This window comes from Aeromonas sp. s2 (genome assembly GCF_040907935.1).
GTDB lineage: Bacteria > Pseudomonadota > Gammaproteobacteria > Enterobacterales > Aeromonadaceae > Aeromonas > Aeromonas dhakensis.
In genome coordinates this window covers 20,555-45,648 of sequence record NZ_JBFOCR010000030.1, presented here as the reverse complement: position 1 = coordinate 45,648, position 25,094 = coordinate 20,555, and the positions used below count along the sequence as shown (strand labels likewise).

Below are 25,094 nucleotides of genomic sequence, written 5' to 3'. Positions count from 1 at the left end.
CTTTCCCCAGTTAATTCTCGATCAGAGGTTGCAGCTTTTTATCGATTGCTTCCCTCGCCCGGAAGATGCGGGATCTCACCGTACCCACCGGACAATCCATGATTTCGGCAATCTCTTCGTAGCTCAGCCCTTCCAGTTCTCGAAGGGTGATAGCTGTCCTCAAGTCTTCCGGCAAAGCTTCTATGGCAGAAAACACGGTGCGCTTGATCTCGTCGGTCAGCGTCAGGTTTTCCGGGGTGGCCACCTCTTGCAAGGCTTCGCCACCGCCATAGTATTCTGCCTCTTCTGCCTCTACGTCACTGCTGGGCGGCCTGCGCCCCTGAGAGGTCAGATAATTCTTGGCCGTGTTCACGGCAATCCGGTACAACCAGGTGTAAAAGGCGCTCTCGCCACGGAATGTCGGCAGCGCGCGGTAAGCCTTGATGAAAGCCTCCTGCGCCACATCCGGTACATCGCCCGGATTGTTGACATACCTGGCCACCAGGTTGACCACCTTGTGCTGGTATTTTTTTACCAACAGGTTGAATGCATTTTTATCGCCACGCTGGACCCGTTCAACCAGCTGTTCGTCCAGTAGATTCTGGTCGCTCATCAGAGCCGTAAAACCCCCATCAGGTTATCGTTTTTCTTTTCCGGCCCTTCCTAAGCGCACAAGTTCAGACAGGAGGAATCAGGGAAAGTTCGCTTGCATTGAAAAAAATGTGACGCAGGCTGCATCACCACCCTCGCTTGGGCTACCATGGTGCCAGTTCTTAATCCAGGCCAATGATACTTATGAAAGCAAGTGTTGAATACCTTTGCGACGTACTGATCATTGGCAGCGGTGCCGCCGGTTTGTCTCTCGCGTTGCGATTGGCAGACCAGGCCAAAGTCCTGGTTCTGAGCAAGGGGCCCATCAGTGAAGGGGCCACTTTCTATGCGCAAGGAGGCATCGCTGCCGTGTTCGACGAGACCGACAGCATCGAATCCCACGTGAGCGACACGCTCAACGCCGGGGCCGGGTTGTGTGACCCGGCCGTGGTGGAGTTCACCGCCCGCAACGCCCGCGACTCCATCCAGTGGCTGATCCAGCAGGGAGTCCCCTTCGATCAGGAGGAGGACGCCGAAGGGGAGTCCCACTATCACCTGACCCGCGAAGGGGGCCACAGCCATCGCCGCATCTTCCACGCGGCCGATGCCACCGGCAAGGCGGTGCAGCTCACCCTGATCGACCAGGTGCGGGCTCACCCCAACATCCAGCTGATGGAGCGCTTCAACGCGGTCGATCTCATCACCACCCGCAAGCTGGGTCTGCCGGGCAACCGGGTACTGGGCGCCTATGTCTGGAACCGCAACGCCGAGCAGGTCGAGGTGATCCGCGCCCGTTTCGTGGCGCTGGCCACCGGTGGCGCCTCCAAGGTGTACCAGTACACCTCCAACCCGGACGTCAGCTCCGGTGACGGCATCGCCATGGCGTGGCGCGCCGGCTGCCGGGTGGCGAACCTGGAGTTCAACCAGTTCCACCCCACCAGCCTGTTCCACCCCGATGACCCCAACTTCCTGCTGACCGAAGCCCTGCGCGGCGAGGGGGCCTATCTGCGCCGCCCCGACGGCAGCCGCTTCATGCCCGACTTCGACGAGCGGGCCGAGCTGGCACCGCGAGACATAGTCGCCCGCGCTATCGACCACGAGATGAAGCGGCTCGGCGCCGACTGCATGTATCTGGACATCAGCCACAAGCCGGCCGATTTCATCATCAAGCACTTCCCGACCATCCATGAGCGCTGCCTCGCGGTCGGCATCGACATCACCAAGGAGGCGATGCCCATCGTCCCTGCCGCCCACTACACCTGCGGTGGCGTGATGATCGACAACAACGGCCAGACCGACATTCCTGGCCTCTACGCCATCGGCGAGGTGACCTACACCGGGCTGCACGGCGCCAACCGGATGGCCTCCAACTCCCTGCTCGAATGCGTGGTCTATGCCCATCAGGCGGGGGCCGACATCCTGGCCAAGCTGCCGATGAGCGTGGAGCCGCCCCGTCTGCCGGTGTGGGACGAGAGCAAGGTGGAAGATTCGGATGAGCTGGTGGTGATCCAGCACAACTGGCACGAGCTGCGGCTGATGATGTGGGACTACGTGGGGATAGTGCGTACCAACAAACGTCTGGCCCGCGCCAAGCGCCGCATCGACCTGCTCAAGCAGGAGGTGCAGGAGTACTACGCCAACTTCCGGGTCTCCAACAACCTGCTGGAGCTGCGCAACCTGCTGCAGGTGGCCGAGCTCATCGTCAACTGCGCCCTGCAGCGCAAGGAGTCGCGCGGCCTGCACTACAACCTGGACTACCCGGACATGCAGCCGGACTCCAAGCCGACCGTGCTGACACCAGAGCGGGATTGATCTTCTTGCTCAGTAATGAGCCTGAAGGTCCCGCGGCCTGCACTGCTGCAACCCGGACTACCCGGACATGCAACCTGACTCCAAGCCGACCGTGCTGACACCGGAGCGGGATTGATCTTTTCGCTCAGCAATGAGCCTGAAGGTCCCGCGGCCTGCACTGCTGCAACCCGGACTATCCGGACATGCAGCCGGACTCCAAGCCGACCGTGCTGACGCCGGAGCGGGATTGATCTTTGCGCTCAGCAATGAGCCTGAAGGTCCCACGGCCTGCACTGCTGCAACCCGGAGTATCCGGACATGCAGCCGGACTCCAGGCCGACCGTGCTGACGCCGGAGCGGGACTAGCCTCTGCTACAAGCAATAAGAAGCAATATCCAGATGACCTCGCTCCGGCGGGGTCATCTGTTTTATGGGGAAGAGCGGCTAGCGGGTCGGCTGGGAGAAGTGAATGGCGCGAGCCAGCGTGCGGTAGTGGGCCGGTGCCAGCGCATCACTGAACAGCCAGAGCCGGCTGGCGGGACGCTTCAACGCTACCAGCTGCAGCCAGAGTACCCCGGGCCAGATGCGGCTGCCCGCCCCCAGCTGATAGCGGTTGCCCTGCCAGCTGAGCCACTGACCGTCCCACTCCAGCACACCGGTCATCCGGTTTGTGTCGAGCCAGGCACGCCACAACCCCAGACCCCAGCAGGGCAGCAACAGGGCCCACTGCCAGCCGTGGATCAGGGCGGCCAGTGGCCACAGGATCAGCAGAAACAGCGACAACAGCAGCAGACGCTGCTGCCTGGAGACGGTGACGGGCATCGACACCCGTACGGATGGATCAACGCTGGCGATCGTGACGGGCCTGATTGCGTTCCAGGATCAGCGGGATCATGGCGGCGAAGGCGGGGTCTTCCGGCACGCCGTGGCCCATGCTCCAGCGGAACAGCTCCGGATCCTCGCACTCCAGCAGACGGATAAAGGTCTGCTGATCGGCCTCGCTCAAGCCATCGAACTCGTGCTCGAAGAAGGGCATAAAGATCACATCCAGCTCGAGCATGCCACGGCGGCAGGCCCACTTCAGGCGGGATTTTTCAATTGGGCTCAACATGGAACTCTCCTTACAAAGACCCGGCGATGGTACCAGCTGGATTTTCCGGCTGACAAACATTCCTTACGTCTTTACCATGCAGGTCACATACTTTCTGTCTCTGGAATGCCATCGTGAGCCTGCCAACCCTTCCTGCCGAGCCAACCCTGTTCCCTCTGACCGACCTGGCCATCACCAGCCTGAGCGGCCCGGATCGCGCCAAATACCTGCAGGGTCAGGTTACCTGTGACGTCAACGCCCTGCAGCCGGGCCAGAGCACCCTGGGCGGCCACTGCGATCCCAAGGGCAAGCTGTGGAGCGATTTTCGCCTGCTCTGCCTGAGCGATCGCCTGCTGATGCTGACCAAGCCGTCGGTGCTGGCCCGCCAGCTGCCCGAGCTCAAGAAGTTCGCGATCTTTGCCAAGGTCGAGATCAGCGAGAATCACGGCCAGGCGGTCGGCGTAGCCGGTCAGGGGACCGATGGCTGGATCGCGGGGCAATACGACCTGCAGCAGAGCGGCCTCATCGAGGGTGGCATGGCGGTGCGGATCGAAGCCGATCGCTGGCTGCTGGTCAGCGAACAGCCGCTGGCACTGGCCCTGCCCAACGGCCCCGAGTCGCTCTGGTGGGGATTGGAGATCAAGGCCGGCATCCCCCATCTGGAAGCGGTTCATCAGGGTGAGTACATTCCCCAGATGCTCAACCTGCAGGCGCTGGATGGCATCAGCTTCACCAAGGGTTGCTACATGGGGCAGGAGACGGTGGCCCGCGCCAAGTATCGCGGCGCCAACAACCGCGCCCTGTTCGTGCTGAGCGGCACCGCCACTACCCCGGTTACCAGCGGCGACACCCTGGAGATCCAGCTCGGTGACAACTGGCGCCGCAGCGGCATGGTGCTCAACGCCTGGCAGCAGGATGGCGAGCTGTGGCTCACCGCCGTGCTGCCCAAAGACACCGAGGCCGACGCCCGCTTCCGGCTCAAGCAGGAAGAAGGCTCAAGCCTGACCCTGCAGCCCCTCCCCTATCAGCTGACCGAGTAAGCGAAGCCAAGCGCCCTGCTAGCGCACCCGCGCCAGCAGGGCCTCCTTCAGCCAGCGCCCCGCCTGCCCGAGCGGGCGGGCGTGATGCCACTGCAGCTCCAGCGCCAGCTCGGGCTGGGTGATGAAGTCCGGCTTGAGCACCACCACCTCGCCCCGAGCCAGCGGCCGGTGCAGCAGAAAATCGGGCACTGCCGCCCACCCCAGCCCCAGTTTCACCAGCTCCAGGATCCCGAGATCCCCCTCTACCCACCACACCTGCGCCGACAGGCGAAAGCGATGGCGCTCCGTCCCCTCCCGTCGCCCTGTCACCAGCAGCTGGCGAGCCCCCTGCAGATCGCTCTCCCGCAGCGGCGCCTTGTGGGCCAGCGGATGTTCGGGGGAGACCACCAGCGGCATGGCGACGCCTCCCAGCGAGCGGGCCACGATCTCCTGCTGCGGGTGCTCCTTCTGATAGCTGATGCCAAGCTGGGCGCGGCCGCTAATCAGCATCTCGGTGAGATCCTCCATCAGCGGAAACAGCAGCTCCAGCTCAACCGTCGGGTAGTGGGTGGCGAACTCCTCCAGCACGGCGCCGAGCCAGGGCAGGTGGGAGTCATCATCGATGGCCAGGGTCAGGCGCGACTCGACGCCGCTGGCCAGCTCGCCGGCGATGGCCTGCAAGCGGGCGCTCTGGGCCAGCAAGATGCCGGCCTCCTGGCTGATGCGCACGCCCGCTTCGGTCAGCACCGGATAGCGCCCGCTGCGATCGAACAGCTCCAGCCCCAGATCTATCTCCAGATTGGCGATGGCGGTGCTGACTACCGACTGCGCCTTGCCCAGCTGGCGTGCGGCCGCCGAGAAGGAGCCTGCCTGCGCGGCGGCCAACAATACCCTGAGTTGTTCCAGCGATGGGTTCATCATCCTGCTCCTGCAAATGCGGTCATCCATCTATTTTAGCGATGGATACCAACGTGAAACTATCAATAAATAGGGATAGATTGCCAACCAGTCAGTCAACATAGCTGTTTAAAGAGAGGAATTTATGCGTACCCGCAATGACCGTATCCGCCACGCCATCGGCTTTGAAGTGATAGGTCTGCTCATCGCAGCCCCCCTGGCCAGCTGGATCACAGGCATCGAGCTCAGCCACATGGGGCCGCTGGCCGTCCTGTTCTCGGTACTGGCCACCGTCTGGAACTATGTCTACAACATCGGCTTCGACAAGCTGCTGCTCAAGTACCAGGGTCACCCGCACAAGACCTTTTGGCAGCGCGTGGTCCATGCGTTCGGCTTTGAAGGGGGCTTCATGGCGCTCACCCTGCCGGTCATCGCCTGGTGGCTGGATCTCGCCCTGCTGGCGGCGCTGGCGCTCAACATCGGCTTCGTGACCTTCTATCTGGTCTACGCCTTCGTCTACAACTGGAGCTACGACAAGGTGTACCCGATCCCGGGTCAGTGGCAGCAGAACGCACTGGGTTGAACGACGGCAAAAAACGGTGGGAAAAACGAGGCACCATCATGCAAGAGGCATGATGGTGCTGGGGGAGGACAAGCCCGGCGGGCCTGCCGCGGCCTTCAGGCTTGTGCCTTCAGCTCTTCGGTCTGGGCCTCTGCCTCGGCCTCCTGGGTCAGCATGGCCTCAAGGTCGCTCTGGTACTGGGTCAGCAGACGCTGGGCCGCCACCATGTCACCCTTGTGCAGGCGCTCGAACAGATGGTGTTGCACCACGCCGTTGAGATACTCCACCGTGACCGGTTGCTCCAGGGTCTCCAGCAACTCCTCTTTTTCCAGCTCGGCATTGATTTCATCGGCACTGGTACGCAGCAGACCGGCCAGTTGCACCAACATACGGCGCTCACCTTCGCGCAACAGGCTCAACATGCGGTTTCTCTGCTGCTCATTCTGTTGGGTCATACATTTCCTTACGTCGAATGGGAACAAGCCCGCTCATTCTGCCTTGTCGCTCTGACAGCGTCTATCTCATGCCCCCCACTTATTTTCATGTCGCAGCCGCAAAGTGCGCCAGATGCTATTTGACCCGTCGCTAGGTATAGTAGCCACTGGTTTGCGGGCGCCTTGCCGCCCGGTACGGACGAGAAATTTCACCATGATTGACGCCATTCTGGTGCTTTGCACCTGCCCGGATGAGGCCAGTGCCGACCTCATATGCGAACAACTGCTCGACCGGCGGCTGGCGGCCTGCATCAACCAGCTGCCCGGCCTCACCTCCGTCTATCGCTGGCAGGGCCGGATCGAGCGGGCCACAGAGATCCAGCTCATCATCAAGTCGCAAGCGGCCCTGTTCGAGCCGCTGCGCCAGTGCATCCTTGCTCATCACCCCTATGAGGTGCCGGAGATCCTGGCGCTGCCGACAAGCCAGGGCCACCAGCCCTATCTCGACTGGATAAAACAGGAAACTTCATGACGCCGTTTCGCCTGCTCTCTCCCCTGCTGTTGCTCTGCGCCCTGCTGACCGGGCTCGGCTCACTGCCGGCCCGGGCCAGCAGCACGGATCTGCTGAGTGCCCTCGGCATCGAGGCCAGCGCCCAGCCCAAATTTCTGAAAGTGGACGAGGCGTTCGTCCTCGAGAGCGAACAGCAGGGCAACCGGCTGCTGCTGCGCCTGCGCATCGCCGACGACTACTACCTCTACCGCCACCGCTTCAGCTTCCAGGGCGAGAACCTCACCTTCGAGGAGCCGGTGCTGCCCGCCGGCACCGATCATGAAGATGACTTCTTCGGCAAGACCCAGGTCTATTACCGGGAGGTGCAGATCCCCGTCACCCTGACCGAGGCGGGCCAGCAGGCCAGCCTCAAGATCAGCTATCAGGGCTGCACCGACGGCCTCTGTTATCCCCCGACCGACAAGCGGATCGCCGTCGAGCCCCTCGTCGCCGAGCCGCCACATGACCAGGTCGATGCGCCCACGCCGGCCCCGGCCAGCAGTCAGCAGGATCAGCTGGCGGCCGCCCTCGGCAACCAGGGTTTCTGGCTCAGCGTCGCCGCCTTCTTCGCACTGGGGCTCGGCCTCGCCTTCACCCCCTGCGTCTTCCCCATGTATCCCATCCTGACCGGGATCATCGCCGGGGCCGGCCATCGCCTCTCCACCCGCCGCGCCTTCCTGCTCTCCTTCGTCTACGTGCAGGGGATGGCGGTCACCTACACCCTGCTCGGGCTGGTGGTGGCGTCGGCAGGCTTGAAATTCCAGGCCGCGCTGCAGCACCCCTATGTGCTGATCGGGCTCTCGGTGATGTTCGTGCTGCTGGCCCTCTCCATGTTCGGGCTCTATACCCTGCAGCTGCCGAGCAGCCTGCAGACCCGCCTCTCCGGTCTCTCCAACCGCCAGCAGGGCGGCTCCGTGCTCGGGGTCGGCATCATGGGGATGATCTCCGGCCTGGTCTGCTCCCCCTGCACCACGGCCCCCCTCTCCGGCGCCCTCATCTACGTGGCCCAGAGCGGCGATCTCTGGCTCGGCGGCGCGGCCCTCTACGCCCTATCGCTCGGCATGGGGCTGCCGCTGCTACTGCTCGGCACCTCGGGCGGCAAGCTGCTGCCCAAGGCGGGCGCCTGGATGGACGTAATCAAGCAGCTGTTCGGGTTTGCGCTGCTGGCGGTGCCCATCCTGCTGCTCTCCAGGCTGTGGAGCGATCAGGTCGCCACCCTGGCCTGGCTCGGCTGGGGGCTGCTGCTGTGCGGCTACCTCTACCATCACAACCAGCACCAGCAACATTCGGTGGGGCGCAGCCTGCGCGGTTTCGTGCTGCTGCTGGCGATGATCAGTGCCGTGGTGGTGGGCAAGGATCTGCTGCTGCCCTCCCCGGGCGCCAGCGTCGCCGCCCAGGCCGAGACCCCGGCCTTCATCCGCATCAAGACCCTGGACGATCTCAAGACCCAGCTGGCCGCCGCCCGCGGCAAGCCGGTGCTGCTCGATCTCTATGCCGACTGGTGCGTGGCCTGCAAGGAGTTCGAACACAAGACCTTCAACGACCCCGCCGTGCGCGAGCGCTTCGGCCAGATGGTACTGCTGCAGGCGGACGTCACCGCCAACGACGATGCCGATGTAGAACTGCTCAACGGCCTCAACGTGCTGGGCCTGCCGACCCTGATCTTCTTCGACCGCGCCGGCAATGAAGTGAGCGGCCAGCGGGTGACCGGCTTTATGGGGCCCGCCGAGTTCCTCGGTCAGCTGGACAGGATTGGCGATGCCAACTGAGCTGCGTCAGCTGCAGGCAAGCGATGCGCCCGCCCTGCAGCGGCTGTTCGAACTGGCTCCAGCCTATCAGGCAGCGATAAGTCACGCGCCGCTCTGCGCCCAGGCAGCAGAGGAGGCGCTCACGGCCTGTCCGCCAACGCTGCCCTTCTCTGCCAAACAGGTGATCGGGTGCTGGGAGGCGGGGGAGCTTACCGCCGTGCTCGATCTGCTGCGCGGCTATCCCGAACCGACCACCGCCTATCTGGGGCTGTTGCTGGTAGGGGAACTCTGGCAAGGGGCTGGCCGGGGGCAGGCACTCTATCTTCACGCCTGCACGCTGGCTCGCGCTTGGGGCGCAACCCGGCTGCGCCTGTCGGTCATTGCCAGCAATGAGGTCGCCTTGTCCTTCTGGCAGCGCCGAGGGTTCACCGAGTGCTATCGCCGCGAGCTGGCCGGCTACCGGGCCGAGGCTATCGTGCTGGAGTGTGCCATCGACCCTGCCCCTTCCGGGCACACCCCCTCCCTCTCACCCCTTACTGACTGATTTTTCTGGCAATCCCTTGTATATGGTCGGCAGCATGGCAAAATTTGCCCTTTCCCGTCTCGTTCGTCCGGAGTTTTGATGAAAAAGTGGTTCATCCCCCTGCTGGCCCTCTGGCTCTATGGCTGTTACGCAGGTCCAGGTGAAGAGGCAATCCGGACCCAGGTCACCGCCAAGTTGCAGGCAGACACCGACGCCAATCTGTTCGAGATCAGCGACTTCGCCATCCTCGATAAAGAAGAGCGCATGGAGGGGGTCTATCTGGTCAAGGTGAGCTACCAGCTCCACTTCAAGCGGGGACTGGAGCAGTTGCAGGTACTGCAGGACGAGGATCTGGTCTATGACAGGGTTGGCCCCTTCCAGCAGGAGATGGGGCTGATGGAGCTGGAGCGCAAGTACGGTGAGTTCGAGGCGGGCCAGGTGCTGCCGCAGCAGGCCGAGGTGTGGATGATGAAGACCGAGCAGGGCTGGCGTCTGGCCGAGCCCGCTCACTGACGCGGCCCCGGCCAGGCAACCCGGGCCGACTCAGGCCTGGGTATCCACCATATAACCCTTCCGGTCGGGCGCGTCACTCGGGATCTTGCTGGCAAAGGCCGACAAAAGATCTTTCAGAGTCACCCCGCTACCGCTGTTGCCGCTGCTCTCCAGCAGGCTGGAGAATTGACTCTGCAGGGCGCTCACCTCGCTGCCAGGCTCCCCTTCCCCATCCAGCTGACCCAGCAGGCTCTGCAGATCCAGCTTCATGGGATTGTCATTGCTGCCAGTGGCGATGGCCTTGCTCCCCTCCTGCTGAGCGTGCAGGGCATCCATCAGGCTCGCCATGAAGGAATCGAGTGAACCACCGCTGGCGGCGGTACTCTCGGCACTCTCACAGCTCTCTTCCTCGCTCTTGCCCGACAGGCCCAGCTCGGCCAGCACCGACTTGAGATCCTGCTCCATCTTGTTGCTCGCACCGGGGGGCGGCGGGGGCGGCATCTCTGGTCTCTCCTGCCGTTCGCCGCTGCGCGTTGCCAGCAGTTGCGCCAGCGAGCCGACGCTTCCCGCGGCTGTTACGTTTGTTGTCATTGTCCTTATCTCCTGAGCGGGGCCGCCGCTGATCCTCAGCGGCTCGAACCCCGTTCACAGATGGCAAACCCCGCGCCAATCCGGTGTGTTCCTCTGATCAGCACAAGAAATTGGCGCACGATGGATTTTTGACAACTCCGGCTATAAAGCGAGGCAACGGCAGGATAAATCCGGCTGGCCGGCAAACGGGGCGGCAACCGCTTGCCGAGCCGTGGCAAGCCCTGACTCGCTTAGAACAGATCCTTGAAGCGGTACCAGAGCATGCCGAGCGCCAGCAAGGGCGAGCGCAGCGCCGGGCCGCCGGGGAAGGTCATGTGAGGCACGCGGCCAAACAGATCCAGCCCCCGGCTCTCCCCCCTGATCGCCTCCGCTACCAGCTTGCCCGCCATATGGGTAGCGTTGAGGCCGTGGCCGGAATAGGCCTGGGCATAGAAGACGTTGGGATGATCCGCCAGGCGGCCGATCTGGGGCAGCCGGTTGGCCCCTATGCCTATCATGCCGCCCCACTGGAACTCGATGGCGGTCTCCGCCAGCTCGGGAAACACCCGCAGCAGCTTGGGCAGCATGAAGGCCTTGATGTCGCGAGGATCCCGTCCCGAGTAGTTGCAGGCCCCGCCAAACAGCAGGCGGCCGTCGGCGGAGAGACGGTAGTAGTCGAGCGCCACGTTCTGATCGCACACCGCCATGTTTTGCGGCAGCAACCGCTGGCGCAGCCGTTTCTCCAGCACCTCGGTGGCGAGGATGTAGGAGCCCGCCGGCAGCACCTTGCCCCCCAGCTCGGGGTTGAGGTCATTGAGATAAGCGTTGCAGCCGATCACCAGGTAGTCGGCGCTGACCCGGCCATGGGCCGTGGTGACCTGCAGCCGCTCGCCATAGTCAATGTGCACCACTCTGGATTGCTCAAACAGCGCCACTCCCAGGCTGGCCGCCGCTCGCGCCTCACCCAGCGCCAGATTGAGAGGGTGCAGGTGGCCGGAGCCCATATCGATCATGCCGCCGATGTAGCGATCCGACCCCACCACGCTATGCATATCTTCGCGCGCCACCAGTTTCAGCTCGTGCCGGTAGCCGAGGCTCGCCAGGTGCGCGAGCTCGTCTTCGAAGCCGGCCAGATGGCGCTGGCGGGTGGCCAGATCGCAGTAACCCCAGCGCAGGTCACAATCGATGTTGAAGCGCTCGACTCGCTCGCGCACCAGCTCGACCGCCGCCAGCCCCATCAGGTCGAGCTCGCGCACACCCTCTTCACCAATCCAGCGGGCGAACTGGCTGGTGTCGTGACCGATACCGCGAATGAGCTGACCGCCGTTGCGCCCGGAGGCGCCCCAGCCGATACGGTTGGCTTCCAGCAGCACCACCTTGTAGCCAGCCTCGGCCAGATTGATGGCGGTGTTGAGACCGGTGAAGCCGCCGCCTATGATGCAGACCTCGGCATTACACTCCCCGCTGAGCTCTGGCCACTGCTGATTGTCATTGCGGGTGGCCGCGTAATAGGAGGCCACATGTTCCTGATGTGTGTTGTGCTTTCCCTGCATGTTCAGCATCCTGCCCTGGTCCCGTTGCGTTTACTAAAATAAACGGCCTGTCATCGATAATACGCAGGCCCCCGCCGCCAATCCAGCCCGCCGGGATCACAGAAATGCAAAAGGCGTCCCGAAGGACGCCTTTTCATGCAATCAAGGTGCTGTAACGAATTACAGTACGTTGATGGCGTTCAGGTCGGAGAAAGCCTGTTCCAGACGCTTGATCATGGAAGTCTGACCGGCACGCAGCCATACGCGCGGATCGTAGAACTTCTTGTTCGGCTTGTCGGCGCCTTCCGGGTTGCCCAGCTGACCTTGCAGGTAGGCTTCGTTGGTCTTGTAGAAGTCCAGGATGCCTTCCCAGGTCGCCCACTGGGTGTCGGTGTCGATGTTCATCTTCACTACGCCGTAGGAGATGGACTCGCGGATCTCTTCCAGAGTGGAACCTGAGCCACCGTGGAATACGAAGTCCAGAGACTTGGCCGGGATGCCGAACTTCTCGGACACGTACTTCTGGGAAGCGTCCAGGATGGACGGGGTCAGCTTGACGTTACCCGGCTTGTAGACACCGTGCACGTTGCCGAAGGAGGCAGCGATGGTGAAGCGCGGGCTGATCTTGGACAGACGCTCGTAGGCGTAGGCCACGTCTTCCGGCTGGGTGTACAGAGCGGACTGATCCATGTGGCTGTTGTCGACGCCGTCTTCTTCGCCGCCGGTGCAACCCAGTTCCAGTTCCAGAGTCATGTTCATCTTGGCCATGCGGGTCAGGTACTCGCAGCAGATGTCGATGTTCTCTTCCAGAGACTCTTCGGACAGATCCAGCATGTGGGAGGAGAACAGCGGCTTGCCGGTTTCAGCGAAGTGCTTCTCGCCCGCTTCCAGCAGACCGTCGATCCACGGCAGCAGCTTCTTGGCAGCGTGGTCGGTGTGCAGGATGACCGGTACACCGTAAGCTTCGGCAACGGCGTGCACGTGCTTGGCACCGGAGATGGCACCGATGATTGCAGCCTGCTGACCTTCCAGCTTCAGACCCTTACCAGCGGTGAATGCAGCACCACCGTTGGAGAACTGAACGATAACCGGCGCTTTCACCTTGGCGGCAGCTTCCAGCACGGCGTTCACGGAGTCGGTACCGACGCAGTTGACTGCCGGCAGAGCGAAGCCGTTCTCTTTCGCGATGGCGAACACTTTCTGAACGTCATCACCAGTGATCACGCCCGGTTTTACGAAGTCGAAAATTTTCTTAGACATGTTTAATCGTCCTGTCTCGTATGCCGTTAATAAAAAATGGGGGGTTCATCATGAACCGGCACAGCGGCCACATGATAAACGAAACGGGAGGCTTTTGCCCCCCGTCTCGGGTCAATTAGGCTTTGGCGCGCTGTTCCAGAATCGCAACAGCCGGCAGTACCTTGCCTTCCACGAACTCCAGGAAGGCGCCGCCGCCGGTGGAGATGTAGGAGACCTTGTCGGCGATGCCGAACTTGTCGATGGCGGCCAGGGTGTCACCACCGCCAGCGATGGAGAAGGCCGGGGATTCAGCGATGGCGCGAGCGATCACTTCGGTACCCTTGGCGAACTGGTCGAACTCGAACACGCCGACCGGGCCGTTCCACAGGATGGTCTTGGCGTTCATGATGATGTCGGCCAGGGCCTTGGCAGAGTCAGGGCCGATGTCGAAGATCATGTCGCCGTCGGTCACGTCAGCGACGGACTTGATGGTGGCCGGGGTGGACTCGGAGAACTCGGCACCCACAACCACGTCGGTGGTCACCGGGATGTTGGTTTCGGCAGCCAGTTTCTTGGCGGTGTCGATCAGGTCGTGCTCGCACAGGGACTTGCCGACGTTGTGACCGGCAGCAGCGATGAAGGTGTTGGCGATGCCACCACCAACCACCAGCTGGTCAGCGATCTTGGAAAGGGATTCCAGTACGGTCAGCTTGGTGGAGACCTTGGAGCCGCCAACGATGGCAACCATCGGGCGCTCGGGCTTCAGCATGGCTTTGCCCAAGGCTTCCAGTTCACCAGCCAGCAGCGGGCCGGCACAGGCGACCGGTGCAAACTGGGCCACACCGTAGGTGGAGCCTTCGGCGCGGTGAGCAGTACCGAACGCATCCATTACAAAGACGTCACACAGGGCGGCGTATTTTTTGGCCAGCTCTTCGGTGTTCTTCTTCTCGCCTTTGTTGAAGCGGCAGTTTTCCAGCACAACCAGCTCACCGGCGGCGACTTCTACGCCATCCAGGTAGTCTTTGGCCAGACGAACCGGGCAGGACAGTGCGTCTTTCAGATAGTTGACAACCGGAGCCAGGGAGAATTCTTCGTTGTATTCACCCTCGGTCGGACGACCCAGGTGGGAGGTGATCATCAGCTTGGCGCCCTTTTCCAGAGCCAGCTTGATGGTCGGCAGAGTCGCAACGATACGTGCATCGGAGGTGACCTTGCCGTCTTTTACCGGCACGTTCAGGTCAGCACGGATCAGAACGCGTTTGCCCGCCAGATCCAGGTCAGTCATCTTGATAACAGACATATTCAGTCCTCTATATTTTCAGGTAATGTTAAAAACAGTAACCTTGCGCCCGGTGCAGGCTCTCAGCCTGCGGCCATCATGGCCCGGGTGGTATCCAGCATGCGGTTGGCGAAGCCCCATTCGTTATCACACCACATCAACATCTTGACGAGGTTGGCATCGCTGACCCGGGTCTGGGTACCATCAATGATGCAGGAGTGAGCATCATGATTAAAGTCTACGGAGACCAGTGGCTCTTCCGTGTAATCCAGAATACCGCTTAATGTACCTCTGGATGCCCGTTGCAGGGCTTGATTTACGTCAGTAACCGTCACTTTTTTACGAACAGTAATACTGAGATCCATTGCCGTTACATTGATGGTCGGCACCCGTACCGCGATCGCCTCGAACTTGCCGGCGAAGTGGGGGAGGATCCGCTCCAACCCCTTGGCCAGCTTGGTATCCACCGGGATGATGGACTGGCTGGCGGCGCGGGTTCGGCGCAAGTCGCTGTGGTAGGCATCGATGACTTGCTGATCATGCATGGCCGAATGAATTGTCGTAATAGTACCACAATTTATCTCGAATTCTCGATGCAATGTTTCGATGATGGGGACCACGCAGTTGGTGGTGCAGGAGGCGTTCGAGACGATCCGCTCGCGCCCCGTCAGCACCTGATGGTTGACCCCGTAGACGATGGTGGCGTCCACATCCGCCTCGGCCGGATGGGAGAACAACACCTTGCCCGCCCCCGCCGCCAGATGCAGCTCGGCATCGGCCCGCGAGCCGAACACCCCGGTGCAATCCAGCACCACATCCACCCCCAGCGCCCGCCACGGCAAGCGCGACGGATCCCGCTCGGCGAACAGGGAGATGAGATCCTCCCCCACCAGCATGCTGTTGCCGGCCAGCTGCACCGGATGGTGGAAGCGACCGTGGCTGGTGTCGAAGCGGGTCAGGTGCACCATGGCTTCGGGGGCGGCCAGCTCGTTGATGGCCACTATCTTGATGTTCTTGTCGCGGCCGCTCTCGTAGAGGGCCCGCAGCACGTTGCGGCCAATCCGCCCGTACCCGTTGATGGCAATCTTGATCATGAAAATTCCGAGTCCTCAGCATGGACAAAGGGACAAGCGGATGGCTGACTCACGACAGCAGGGCATCCTGAAATTCACCGCGGGCCAGCAGTGCCGCCCCGAATACCCCGGCGCTGTCCCCCAGGGCTGGAGCAATAATGGGGGTGGCGAAGCGGGGATTAAAGAGGAAGGGCAAAATAGTCTCCCGTCCCGCGCGGTACAGACTCTGCACGTTGCCCACCCCGCCGCCGATGACGATCACGTCCGGATCCAGGATGTTGACCACGTTGGCGAGCGCCTGGCCAAACAGCAGATGCAGCCGGTCGATGGTGAGCTTGGCCACGTGGTCGTGAGCCGTCGCCGCCGCGATCTTGGCCAGCGGCAGGTGACGCTTGGCCTTGGCCTCGTACCAGGCCTCCAGCGCCGGGCCGCTGATGAAGGTCTCGACGCAGCCGCGCTTGCCGCAGTAGCACTCGGGGCCGTCGGGTGAGAGCACATTGTGGCCCCACTCGCCGGCGATGCCGTGGTGGCCGTTGAGGATGCGGCCGTTGATGACGATGCCGGAGCCCACTCCGGTGCCCATGATGATGCCGAACACTACCTTGGCATCAGGGTGGTGCTGGCGCACGGCTCCCAGATGGGTTTCCGCCAGCGCGAAGCAGTTGGCGTCGTTGGCGATCAGCACGGGCACGCCGAGCCGGCGCTCCAGATCTTCCTTGAACGGCTTGCCGTTGAGCTCGGTGGTGTTGCAGTTCTTCATCAGGCCGGTTTGCGGATCCCGCGCCCCCGGCGTCCCCATGCCGATGAGGGTCGGCCGCTGGCCGAGCTTGTCGGCGCACTCTGCCACCAGCTTGGCGATCTGGCCGATCATGTGGTCATAACCGCCGGCACGCTCGGTGGGAATGCGATGGCGCAGCAGCACCTCGTCCCCGTCCAGTACCACGCACTCGCACTTGGTACCGCCAAGGTCGATACCCCAATCCAACAACCTGTTGCTCATCCTGCCTCCAGCCATGACCGCAGGGTGCCAGCTCCGGAGTGCACGCTGCCGTGCCCGCCTGAAGTCGACCGCCCTCTACCGGGTTGCAGTGTAACCCGAGCGGCGGTCAGGATGCAGCCCCCGCCGCAGGCAGCACAACGGGGCCCGCAGGCCCCGTTGTTCATTGTGTTGTCGGCGGCGCTCAGCGGCCGTGGTACTGGGCTGACAGCTCATGTACCGCGTTGACGAACACGCCGGCATGCTCCGGGTTCACATCCTGATGGATGCCGTGACCCAGGTTGAAGACGTGGCCGTTGCCGTGACCGAAACCGGCCAGGATGGAGGCGACCTCTTCACGGATGCGGGCCGGGCTGGCGTAGAGCATGGAGGGATCCATGTTGCCCTGCAGCGCCACCTTGTCGCCGACCCGGCGCTTGGCGTCGGCGATGTCGGTGGTCCAGTCCAGACCCAGCGCATCGCAACCGGTGGCGGCGATCTGCTCCAGCCACTGACCGCCGTTCTTGGTGAACAGGGTGACCGGCACGCGGCGACCGTCGTGCTCGCGAATGAGGCCATCGACGATCTTGTGCATGTACTGCAGGGAGAAGTCGCGGTAATCGCGCGGGGTGAGCACGCCGCCCCAGGTGTCAAACACCATGACCGCCTGGGCACCCGCCTTGATCTGGGCGTTGAGGTAAGCAATCACGCTGTCGGCCAGCTTGTCGAGCAGCAGGTGCAGGGTCTGCGGCTCTGCATACATCATCTGCTTGATCTTGGTGAACGCCTTGGAGCTGCCCCCCTCCACCATGTAGGTGGCCAGGGTCCAGGGGCTGCCGGAGAAACCGATGAGCGGCACTTCGCCTTTCAGCTCGCGGCGGATGGTGCGCACCGCATTCATCACGTAGCCGAGTTCGTCTTCCGGATCCGGCACCGGCAGTGCCTGCACGTCGGCCATGGAGGTGATCGGACGCTCGAAGCGCGGGCCTTCACCCTGCTCGAAGTAGAGACCCAGCCCCATGGCATCGGGCACGGTGAGGATGTCGGAGAAGAGGATGGCGGCATCGAGCGGATAGCGGCGCAGCGGCTGCAAGGTGACCTCACAAGCCAGCTCGGCGTTGCGGCACAGGGACATGAAATCCCCCGCCTGGGCGCGGGTGGCCTTGTATTCCGGCAGATAGCGGCCAGCCTGGCGCATCATCCATACCGGGGTCATGTCCACTTCCTGGCGCAGCAGGGCACGCAGGTAACGATCGTTCTTCAGCTCTTTCATCCCAGTTCCTGAGTTCATATCCAGCATAAAATGGCGGATATGATACCACTTTGTGCGCGGCGGGGGGCGGCTCAAACGCCAGCCACTGCCGTTGGAGTGCAAAGATGTGAAGGGGCGCAAACAAGCGCCCCGCTTTTCCTGCAGGGCCGGGGGCCGTCAGCCCACGTCGGCGAGACACTGCTCGATAAGCCGCCGCGCTATGGTGCCGTGGGGCGGCAGCCTTGGCAGCGCACTAGCCTCGAAGAAATCCGCCGCCACCAGCTCTTCGTCCTGCACCCGGATCTCGCCGCTCTCATAATCGGCGGTGAAGCCCATCATCAGGCTGTGGGGGAATGGCCAGGGCTGGCTCGCCACGTAACGCACGTTGCTCACCCGGATGCCGCTCTCCTCGAACACCTCCCGCGCCACGCACTGCTCGAGGTTCTCCCCCGCCTCCACAAAACCCGCCAGCACGGTATACATGGGATCCTCGGCCTGATAGTGACGGCGGTGGGCCGCCAGCAAGATGGCGGGCCCCTTGCGCACCGCCACGATGATGCAGGGGGAGATGCGCGGATAGACGACGTGGCCATGGCGGCACCCTTGCGCCCACTCCCCCGCCTTCGGGCTCATGGGGGCGCCGCACTCGCCGCAGAAGCGGTGGGTACGGCGAAAGGTGGCGAGCTGCCAGGCGCGGCCGGCCAGGCGAAAGCCCTCTTCATCCCCGGCCACCATCAGCTGGCGCAGGGGGGTAAGGGCCTCGAGATCTGCCTCTTCCCCCAGATCCAGCAGCAGGCAGGGCAGCCCGTCCCACTCGTCAAAGCGCTCAAAGGCAGCATGCTGCAAGTGGCTGGGCAGACAGGCGCGGGGGCCTTGTGGAATGCGCCCCTGGTCATCCAGCAGGACGAGGTGATCGCCCCCCAGCACGAACCAGCGGGCCTGTTCGGTTAATGGCATAGATGCAGCACTCTTTGTTGTGACGTCGGTCGGGATGCGCGCCCGGGACTGGGCGGCGGTGACGGATGAAAGCGACAACCGGCCACCATCTTAAGACGCGGCAAGCCGGGTGGCGACCCCAAGATGGCGGCTTTTCAATACCCATGAGAATGCCCATGAAAAAGGCCGCCCGCAGGCGGCCTGATGTCGGTCACGGTCGATCAGGCATCGCCCATCGCCAGCAGTGAGGCGTTGCCGCCCACCGCCGTGGTGTTGATGGTGCGGGTCTTCTCGGTAATGAAACGGCTCAGATAGTGAGGGCCGCCCGCCTTGGGACCGGTGCCGGAGAGCCCCTGCCCGCCGAACGGCTGTACCCCGACCATGGCGCCGATCTGGTTGCGGTTGATGTAGACGTTGCCCACGTTGATGCGGCTCGCCAGCTCCTCGGCATGGGATTCGTTGCGGCTGTGGATCCCCAGCGTCAGGCCGTAGCCGGTACCGTTGATATCCGCGATCACCTTGTCCAGATCCCGGGCGGCGTAGCGCACCACGTGCAGGATGGGGCCGAACTGCTCGCGGGTCAGCTCGCGGATGGAGCCGATCTCCAGCGCGGTCGGCTGCACGAAGTGCCCCCCCAGGGTCACGGCCGGCATCGGCGCCTGGGCGATCAGGCGGGCACGCGGGATCATGTGCACCAGGTGCGCATCCAGCCCCGCCTTGGCCTCGGCGTCGATGACCGGGCCGACGTCGGTGTTGTGCTCGGCCGGGTTGCCCACTTTGAGCTCCTGCAAGGCACCGGTGAGGATCTCCAGCACCCGCGGCGCGATCTCTTCCTGCAGGTAGAGCACCCGCAGGGCGGAGCAGCGCTGGCCGGCGCTCTGGAAGGCGGCGCTCACCACGTCGCGCACCACCTGCTCCGGCAGGGCGGTGGAGTCGACGATCATGGCGTTCTGGCCGCCGGTCTCGGCGATGAGCGGCAGGATGGCGCCATCGCGCTGGGCCAGGGTCATGTTGATGAGCTTGGCGGTCTCGGTAGAGCCGGTGAAGCAGACGCCGCCGATGCGGGCATCCGCCGTCAGCTTGGCACCCACGGTGGCGCCGTCACCCGGCAGCAGTTGCAGCACGTCGCCCGGAATGCCGGCCTGATGGGCCAGGGTCACCGCCAGGTGGGCGATGATACCGGTCTGCTCGGCCGGCTTGGCGATGACTGTGTTGCCGGTGGCCAGCGCCGCGGCGACCTGGCCCAGGAAAATCGCCAGCGGGAAGTTCCACGGGCTGATGCAGACGAACACGCCGCGCCCCTGCAGGAACAGCTCGTTCATCTCGCCGGTGTAGCCCGGCAACAGGGTGGCCTGCCCCATCAGGCCACGGGCCTGCACCGCGTAGTAGCGGCAGAAGTCCACCGCCTCGCGCACCTCGTCGATGCCATCCTGCAGCAGCTTGCCCGCCTCGCGGGTACAGAGGGAGATGAACTGCTCGCGGTTCGCTTCCAGCAGATCCGCCAGTTTCTCAAGGGCGGCGGCACGCTCGCTCACCGGGGTCTCGCGCCAGCGCGGGAAGGCCGCATGGGCCGAGGCCAGCGCCTGCTCCACCGCCTGCTCGTCGGCCCAGTGGATCTTGCCGACGGTGAGGCTCACATCCTGCGGGCTCAGCACCACGCGGGCCTCGTTGCGCTTGAGGGTCTCGCCATCGACGATGGGGCCCGCCAGCCACTGCTTGTTCTCCAGCTCCTTCAACTTGGCGAAGAAGGGGCGCTGGATGGAGACGATGTTCATGTTGACGCCGCTGGAGTTCTTGCGGTCGCTGAACAGGTTCACCGGCTGCGGAATGCGATCGTTGGCCAGGCTGGAGTAGCGCTTGAGGGTGCGCAGCGGGTGCTCGGCCAGGGAGTCGACCGGGGTGTTGGGGTCCACCAGCTTGTGGACGAAGGAGGTGTTGGCCCCGTTCTCCAGCAGGCGGCGCACCAGATAGGGCAGAAGATCCTTGTGAGCCCCCACCGGCGCATAGATGCGGCAGTGCAGGCCGGGATGCTCGTTCAGCACCGCGTTGTGCAGCTCCTCCCCCATGCCGTGCAGGCGCTGGAATTCGAACTGGCGATCGCCGGCCATCTCCAGAATGCTGACCACGGTGTTGGCGTTGTGGGTGGCGAACTGGGGCGAGATGAAGCCGCGGGTCGGCTCGCTCAGCAGGTAGCGGGCGCAGGCGAGGTAGGAGATGTCGGTGCCCGCCTTGCGGGTAAACAGCGGGTAGCCGGGCAGACCGGCCTGCTGGGCATATTTCAGCTCGCTGTCCCAGTAGGCCCCCTTCACCAGCCGCACCGGAATGATATCTCCCTGCTCGCGGGCCAGCGCGGTGAGCCAGCAGAGTACCGGCAAGGCGCGCTTGGAATAGGCCTGCACCACCATGCCGAGCTTGCCCCAGCCACGGTTGGCGTCGGAGCGATAGAGCTGCTCGAACAAGTCCAGGGAGAGCTCGAGGCGGTCCATCTCTTCGGCGTCGATACTGATGGCCACGTCTTTGTCGCGGGCCAGACGCACCAGTCCCACCAGCCGCTCGCACATCTCGCCGAGCACCCGCTCGCGGTTGGCCACGTCATAGCGTGGATGCAGCGCCGACAGCTTGATGGAGATGGAAGGAGCCGGGCCGCCATCGCTGATGCGCTCGCCGCCCACCGCCTCGATGGCGCGCTGGTAGTCACCGAAATACTTGTCGGCATCGGCCAGGGTCAGGGCGGACTCCCCCAGCATGTCGTAGGTGTGGGTGTAGCCCTTCTCGCGGGACTTGCGGCTCGCCTTGAGGGCTTCCTTCATGTCGCGCCCCAGCACGAACTGCTTGCCCATGATCTTCATGGCGGCGTACATGGCGGATCGCACCACCGGCTCCCCCAGCTTGTTGACCATGCGGCCCAGCAGGTTGGCCGGGTTGCCGTCCAGCTTCTTGTCCAGCTTGATGATCTTGCCGGTCAGCATCAGCCCCCAGGTGGAGGCGTTCACCAGGGTGGAGTCGCTCTTGCGAAAATGGGACGACCAGTTGGCGCCGGAGAGCTTGTCCTTGATCAGGGCATCGGCGGTCTCGGCATCGGGAATGCGCAGCAGCGCCTCCGCCAGGCACATCAGGATGATCCCCTCCTGGGTATCCAGGCTGTACTCCTGCAGGAAGGCGTCGATGCCGTCGCCGGAGCCGCTCTCCTTGCGCACCTTGGTCACCAGGGTGCGGGCACGCTGGGTCACCCGTTCCAGCGAGGCGCCATCCCCCGGCAGCATGGCCGACAGTTCGGCCAGATAGGCATTTTCATCCACCACGTAGTTCTGGGTGATGGCTTCGCGCAGGGCGGCCAGATCGGAGGGAATGTAGTCAGCGGCAAGCACTTGGGTAGCTTTGAACATATGGGGTCTTCCTGTACGCCCTAGGGCTGATATCGACGAAGGCGGTCGTGCCGCCGAAACGCCGATAATGTATACAATATCAACCCATAGATGAAATGAAATTGTTGCCTGTTATTAACAAAGATCGCTGATTGGCTCATATGGCGCACTATATCGGCGCCATATGCCTACCAGGCAAAATTCATCGCCTTATTTTGTATACAATTTTTCGCCAGGCAAAAAAGAAGGGTCGCCATGGCGACCCTTCACGCTGCTGCCGACAGCGGTTGTCAGTTCATCCAGCGATCACCGCGGCTGCGGCGACGGGGCAGCATGGGCAGCAGGATGCCGAGCAGGATGCCGCCACCCACCATGGCACCACCGCGGATGAACCAGTCCATCTGCATGTCGTGCTCCTGGTTGTCGTAGCTCTGGGTCAGGGCGTCGTTCTGTTCCTTGAGGTTGCCCATCTCTTCGCCCTGGCTGGCGAGCTGGGCCTTGAGGGTGGCGATCTCCTTGCTCTGCTCGGCGATCTTGCCATCCTTCTCGGCGAAGCGTTTCTCGTTGTCACCGTTGAGGTTCAGCAGGCGGGCCTTGGCCTCCTCCAGTTCTTTCTGTACCTGGGGCAGCCGCTCGCGCAGGCTGATCTCGCCCTGCAACTCGCTGCTCTTGATCCAGCCCTCACGGCCGCGACCGTCCACCACCTGGGTAAAACCGGCCTCGTTGTTCACTGCCTTGACGTCCAGCGGCTCACCCGCCTTGACGCTGCCAAGGATCCGGTACTGGGTGCCCGGACCATTGTGAATAAAGGTAAAGATGTTGTCTGAAACATAGCGGGTATCGGCCAGTGCCTGTTGGGCACACAAGCAGATCAGGATCCCGAGAAGGGCGCGCATGGTCGATCGGTTCTCTTCGTTTGGTTAGGTGACTGGCGAATGTTAAGCCGCCGGCGGGTCAAAGGACAAGCAAAGAAAAGGGCTCCCCCCCGAGCTGAGAGGTGGCTCGCAACTTGTCTCTATCGCGACGCGACCATTCCGGACGCCGCTGCCTATTTCTGTTTCAGTGCCTTCACTTCGGCCCGCAGGGCACGCAGCTCCTGCAGCAGCAGATCCTGTTGTGCGCTCTGGTGATGGCGCCACTTCTCCAGCTCCACATCCCCCCGTCCCGGCTGCAGGAACAGGCTGGCCATGAAACCGCTGATGGCACCGAACAGACCGACCCCGAACAGGATCAGCAGGCTGGCGACGAAGCGCCCCTCCTCCGTCTTGGGCACCAGATCGCCGTACCCCACGGTGGAGAGGGTCACCAGCGTCCACCAGAAGGCATCGTAGGGAGTCTGGATCTGGCTGCCGGGCTGGCCCGACTCGACCCAGTACATCACCCCTGAGCCCACCCCCAGCAGCAGGAAGAACAGAAACAGGATGCCGGAGAGGGTGGTCTCGTTGCGCTCGCGGCGAAACATGGCCAGCAGATCCGGCTGATCCCGCAGCAGCTGGTAGATCCGCCACAACTGGATGAGCCGGGCCCAGCGCAACTGCTCCACCATGGGCAGACTGCCCGGCAGATAGAACCAGTTGGCCTTGAAGAAGGCCATCCGGTCGGGGGCTCGGATCCAGCCATAGGCGAAGTGACCGAGGAAGAAGTAGCAGATCAGGCTGTCGACGTCATAGAAGAGCTGCAGGGTCTGGGGGGCCAGGGTTTGATGACCCCACCAGCGGGCCGTGACCAGCACAACCGAGATCACCGACAGAAACGCCATCAACAGATCCATGGCGCGTAGATGAGTTAAGTGATGGCGCATACATTTTCCCACTTTAGGCACGGTGCGAATTAATAAAAAGGAAGATAATGCCGATAGTCCTGAGGACAAAGGAAAACCGGTCATTAAAAGGAGAAATATTATGCAGTTAAACCCGCTGGAGAAGCGAATGAGCAATATCCGGCTGGTACCCAAAGTGGTACTGCTCATGGTGTTCAGTACTGTGCTGCTGCTGATCAAGCTCTGGTTCGACGCCAGCAATCTGGAAACCACCTTGCTCAGCGAAGGGATCGCCCCCGACAAGGCAGACACCATCGCCAACAGCCTGCTCTGGACCGGGCTGATGGAGACCGCCATCATGGGGCTGGTCTTCGTGGTACTGCTGCTGACCGGCTCGCGCCTGATGGTCAAGCAGGTGCACTATCTGGTGGGCCTGCTGGAACGCTTCGCCCGCAAGGATCTGAGCCACCGGGTGCTGCTCAAGTCCCGTGACGAATTCGGCGACATCGCCAAGGCGGTGGCCCACTCCCAGGAGAACCTCAAGGAGGTGTTCGGCACCCAGCGCGTCGCCTGCAAGGAGCTCAACGACATCGCCTCCCAGGTAACCCTCTGCATGGAGGAGGCCAACGAGGCCATCAGCGAGGAGTTCACCCAGATTGAGCAGCTGGCCAGCGCCATGAGCCAGATGGTGGGCGCCATCCGCGAGGTGGCCGCCCATGCGGAGCAGGCCTCCCACGCCACCGCCGAAACCAGCCAGCTGGCGGAAGAGGGGAGCCGCTGCGTGGCCGCCACCGTCAACACCATCGACACCCTCTCCGGCAACATTCAACGATCCTCCACCGTGGTCAACCAGGTGGAACAGGGGGTCGATCAGATAGGCTCAGTGGTCGACACCATTCGCGGCATCTCGGAGCAGACCAACCTGCTGGCGCTCAACGCCGCCATCGAAGCCGCCCGCGCCGGTGAGGCGGGCCGTGGTTTTGCGGTGGTCGCCTCCGAGGTGCGGGAGCTGGCCAACCGGGCTCAGGCCGCCACCGTCGAGATCCAGAAGATGATCGAACAGTTGCAGGGCAACGCCCGCCAGGCGGCCGAGCTGATGGCCCAGAGCGTGCAGCAGGCCGACAAGGGGGTGGAGCAGGTGACCCAGGCCGGCGACCAGCTCGCCACCATAGTGCAACGGGTACAGGGGGTAGCCGACATGAACCGCCAGATCGCCACCGCCTCCGAGCAGCAGAGCTCGGTGGCCGAGGAGATGAGCGGCAACCTGGAGCAGGTCAAGCAGGTGGTGGAGGGCTCCGTCGTGGTGCTGCGCGAGCTGCAGGAGGCTTCCGAACTGGTGGAGCGCCACAGCCAGACCCTGGATACTCATATTCAGGCCTTCAAGCTGGCCTGACTTTCACGCAACAATCTGGTTAGACTGGAAGGCCCCCACGAGGG

24 protein-coding genes are annotated in these 25,094 nt (G+C 63.1%); 8 read left to right on the top strand and 16 right to left on the bottom strand.

The annotated features are described in order from the left end of the window. Nucleotides 1-10: 10 nt before the first annotated feature. Nucleotides 11-592, bottom strand: a complete 582-nt coding sequence (rpoE, locus tag AB5Y81_RS21080) for an RNA polymerase sigma factor RpoE (RefSeq protein WP_005309371.1) — start codon at nucleotides 590-592, stop codon at nucleotides 11-13. 182 nt (nucleotides 593-774) lie between these two features. Here rpoE and nadB point away from each other — a divergent pair, with 182 nt between their 5' ends. Beyond that, on the top strand, nucleotides 775-2,382 hold the full coding sequence (nadB, locus tag AB5Y81_RS21075; RefSeq protein ID WP_017786464.1) for an L-aspartate oxidase: 1,608 nt from the start codon (nucleotides 775-777) through the stop codon (nucleotides 2,380-2,382). A 423-nt stretch (nucleotides 2,383-2,805) separates the two neighbouring features. Here nadB and AB5Y81_RS21070 read toward each other — a convergent pair whose 3' ends face one another. After that, the gene (locus AB5Y81_RS21070) at nucleotides 2,806-3,183 is read right to left on the bottom strand and encodes a protein YgfX (RefSeq protein ID WP_279484836.1); all 378 of its coding nucleotides are present in this window, start codon (nucleotides 3,181-3,183) and stop codon (nucleotides 2,806-2,808) included. Between the two features lie 19 nt (nucleotides 3,184-3,202). Then, on the bottom strand, nucleotides 3,203-3,472 hold the full coding sequence (locus AB5Y81_RS21065; RefSeq protein WP_005309363.1) for a succinate dehydrogenase assembly factor 2: 270 nt from the start codon (nucleotides 3,470-3,472) through the stop codon (nucleotides 3,203-3,205). Between the two features lie 113 nt (nucleotides 3,473-3,585). Between AB5Y81_RS21065 and ygfZ the strand changes: the two genes are divergently transcribed. Then, nucleotides 3,586-4,491 carry a tRNA-modifying protein YgfZ gene (gene ygfZ, locus AB5Y81_RS21060; RefSeq protein WP_216973879.1) on the top strand — a complete coding sequence of 302 codons (906 nt, stop codon included), beginning with the start codon at nucleotides 3,586-3,588 and terminating at the stop codon, nucleotides 4,489-4,491. An 18-nt stretch (nucleotides 4,492-4,509) separates the two neighbouring features. On the opposite strand, the gene AB5Y81_RS21055 is transcribed toward ygfZ, so the two are convergent. Beyond that, entirely contained in the window at nucleotides 4,510-5,388 is an 879-nt protein-coding gene (locus tag AB5Y81_RS21055) for a LysR family transcriptional regulator (RefSeq protein ID WP_279484837.1), read from the bottom strand. A gap of 124 nt (nucleotides 5,389-5,512) precedes the next feature. Between AB5Y81_RS21055 and AB5Y81_RS21050 the strand changes: the two genes are divergently transcribed. After that, nucleotides 5,513-5,950 (top strand): PACE efflux transporter, encoded by a 438-nt coding sequence (locus tag AB5Y81_RS21050; protein WP_216973878.1) that lies wholly within the window; start codon nucleotides 5,513-5,515, stop codon nucleotides 5,948-5,950. Between the two features lie 95 nt (nucleotides 5,951-6,045). Here the strand turns inward: AB5Y81_RS21050 and AB5Y81_RS21045 are convergent, their stop codons facing one another. Next, nucleotides 6,046-6,384, bottom strand: coding sequence for a hypothetical protein (locus AB5Y81_RS21045; RefSeq protein ID WP_019839856.1), 339 nt, complete (start codon nucleotides 6,382-6,384; stop codon nucleotides 6,046-6,048). A 193-nt stretch (nucleotides 6,385-6,577) separates the two neighbouring features. Here AB5Y81_RS21045 and cutA point away from each other — a divergent pair, with 193 nt between their 5' ends. The 4 genes from cutA (at nucleotide 6,578) to AB5Y81_RS21025 (ending at nucleotide 9,697) form a co-directional block, all read left to right on the top strand. Next, nucleotides 6,578-6,895, top strand: a complete 318-nt coding sequence (cutA, locus tag AB5Y81_RS21040) for a divalent-cation tolerance protein CutA (protein WP_043147305.1) — start codon at nucleotides 6,578-6,580, stop codon at nucleotides 6,893-6,895. Further along, complete coding sequence (locus AB5Y81_RS21035) at nucleotides 6,892-8,682, top strand: protein-disulfide reductase DsbD (protein ID WP_216973877.1); 1,791 nt, start codon at nucleotides 6,892-6,894, stop codon at nucleotides 8,680-8,682. Before cutA ends, AB5Y81_RS21035 begins: the two co-directional genes overlap by 4 nt. Then, the gene (locus tag AB5Y81_RS21030; RefSeq protein ID WP_216973876.1) at nucleotides 8,672-9,205 is read left to right on the top strand and encodes an N-acetyltransferase; all 534 of its coding nucleotides are present in this window, start codon (nucleotides 8,672-8,674) and stop codon (nucleotides 9,203-9,205) included. Before AB5Y81_RS21035 ends, AB5Y81_RS21030 begins: the two co-directional genes overlap by 11 nt. A 78-nt stretch (nucleotides 9,206-9,283) precedes the next feature. Beyond that, nucleotides 9,284-9,697 carry a hypothetical protein gene (locus tag AB5Y81_RS21025; RefSeq protein WP_005309347.1) on the top strand — a complete coding sequence of 138 codons (414 nt, stop codon included), beginning with the start codon at nucleotides 9,284-9,286 and terminating at the stop codon, nucleotides 9,695-9,697. Between the two features lie 30 nt (nucleotides 9,698-9,727). Here AB5Y81_RS21025 and AB5Y81_RS21020 read toward each other — a convergent pair whose 3' ends face one another. The 11 genes from AB5Y81_RS21020 to AB5Y81_RS20970 form a co-directional block, all read right to left on the bottom strand. After that, nucleotides 9,728-10,267 carry a hypothetical protein gene (locus AB5Y81_RS21020; RefSeq protein WP_241032855.1) on the bottom strand — a complete coding sequence of 180 codons (540 nt, stop codon included), beginning with the start codon at nucleotides 10,265-10,267 and terminating at the stop codon, nucleotides 9,728-9,730. Nucleotides 10,268-10,497: 230 nt separating this feature from the next. Next, nucleotides 10,498-11,799 (bottom strand): FAD-binding oxidoreductase, encoded by a 1,302-nt coding sequence (locus AB5Y81_RS21015; RefSeq protein WP_213344383.1) that lies wholly within the window; start codon nucleotides 11,797-11,799, stop codon nucleotides 10,498-10,500. A 159-nt stretch (nucleotides 11,800-11,958) separates the two neighbouring features. Further along, nucleotides 11,959-13,038: a class II fructose-bisphosphate aldolase gene (gene fbaA, locus AB5Y81_RS21010; protein WP_005309342.1), complete on the bottom strand. Its 1,080-nt coding sequence runs from the start codon at nucleotides 13,036-13,038 to the stop codon at nucleotides 11,959-11,961. 115 nt (nucleotides 13,039-13,153) lie between these two features. Then, the gene (locus tag AB5Y81_RS21005; RefSeq protein ID WP_005309339.1) at nucleotides 13,154-14,317 is read right to left on the bottom strand and encodes a phosphoglycerate kinase; all 1,164 of its coding nucleotides are present in this window, start codon (nucleotides 14,315-14,317) and stop codon (nucleotides 13,154-13,156) included. 62 nt (nucleotides 14,318-14,379) lie between these two features. Then, nucleotides 14,380-15,390, bottom strand: coding sequence for an erythrose-4-phosphate dehydrogenase (epd, locus tag AB5Y81_RS21000; protein WP_279484838.1), 1,011 nt, complete (start codon nucleotides 15,388-15,390; stop codon nucleotides 14,380-14,382). A 49-nt stretch (nucleotides 15,391-15,439) separates the two neighbouring features. Further along, nucleotides 15,440-16,369, bottom strand: a complete 930-nt coding sequence (locus AB5Y81_RS20995; protein ID WP_279484839.1) for an ROK family protein — start codon at nucleotides 16,367-16,369, stop codon at nucleotides 15,440-15,442. A 181-nt stretch (nucleotides 16,370-16,550) separates the two neighbouring features. Continuing rightward, a complete protein-coding gene (hemE, locus tag AB5Y81_RS20990; RefSeq protein WP_010635049.1) occupies nucleotides 16,551-17,618 on the bottom strand; it encodes a uroporphyrinogen decarboxylase in 1,068 nt (355 codons plus the stop codon). Nucleotides 17,619-17,774: 156 nt separating this feature from the next. Then, nucleotides 17,775-18,554 (bottom strand): NAD(+) diphosphatase, encoded by a 780-nt coding sequence (nudC, locus tag AB5Y81_RS20985; protein ID WP_017764771.1) that lies wholly within the window; start codon nucleotides 18,552-18,554, stop codon nucleotides 17,775-17,777. 200 nt (nucleotides 18,555-18,754) lie between these two features. Then, nucleotides 18,755-21,919 (bottom strand): bifunctional proline dehydrogenase/L-glutamate gamma-semialdehyde dehydrogenase PutA, encoded by a 3,165-nt coding sequence (putA, locus tag AB5Y81_RS20980; protein ID WP_201885367.1) that lies wholly within the window; start codon nucleotides 21,917-21,919, stop codon nucleotides 18,755-18,757. A gap of 269 nt (nucleotides 21,920-22,188) precedes the next feature. Continuing rightward, the gene (locus AB5Y81_RS20975; RefSeq protein ID WP_005309324.1) at nucleotides 22,189-22,794 is read right to left on the bottom strand and encodes a TIGR04211 family SH3 domain-containing protein; all 606 of its coding nucleotides are present in this window, start codon (nucleotides 22,792-22,794) and stop codon (nucleotides 22,189-22,191) included. A gap of 152 nt (nucleotides 22,795-22,946) precedes the next feature. Continuing rightward, nucleotides 22,947-23,768: a potassium channel family protein gene (locus tag AB5Y81_RS20970; protein ID WP_017764773.1), complete on the bottom strand. Its 822-nt coding sequence runs from the start codon at nucleotides 23,766-23,768 to the stop codon at nucleotides 22,947-22,949. A gap of 31 nt (nucleotides 23,769-23,799) precedes the next feature. Here AB5Y81_RS20970 and AB5Y81_RS20965 point away from each other — a divergent pair, with 31 nt between their 5' ends. After that, the gene (locus tag AB5Y81_RS20965) at nucleotides 23,800-25,050 is read left to right on the top strand and encodes a methyl-accepting chemotaxis protein (RefSeq protein WP_279484840.1); all 1,251 of its coding nucleotides are present in this window, start codon (nucleotides 23,800-23,802) and stop codon (nucleotides 25,048-25,050) included. The last annotated feature ends 44 nt before the right edge of the window (nucleotides 25,051-25,094 follow it).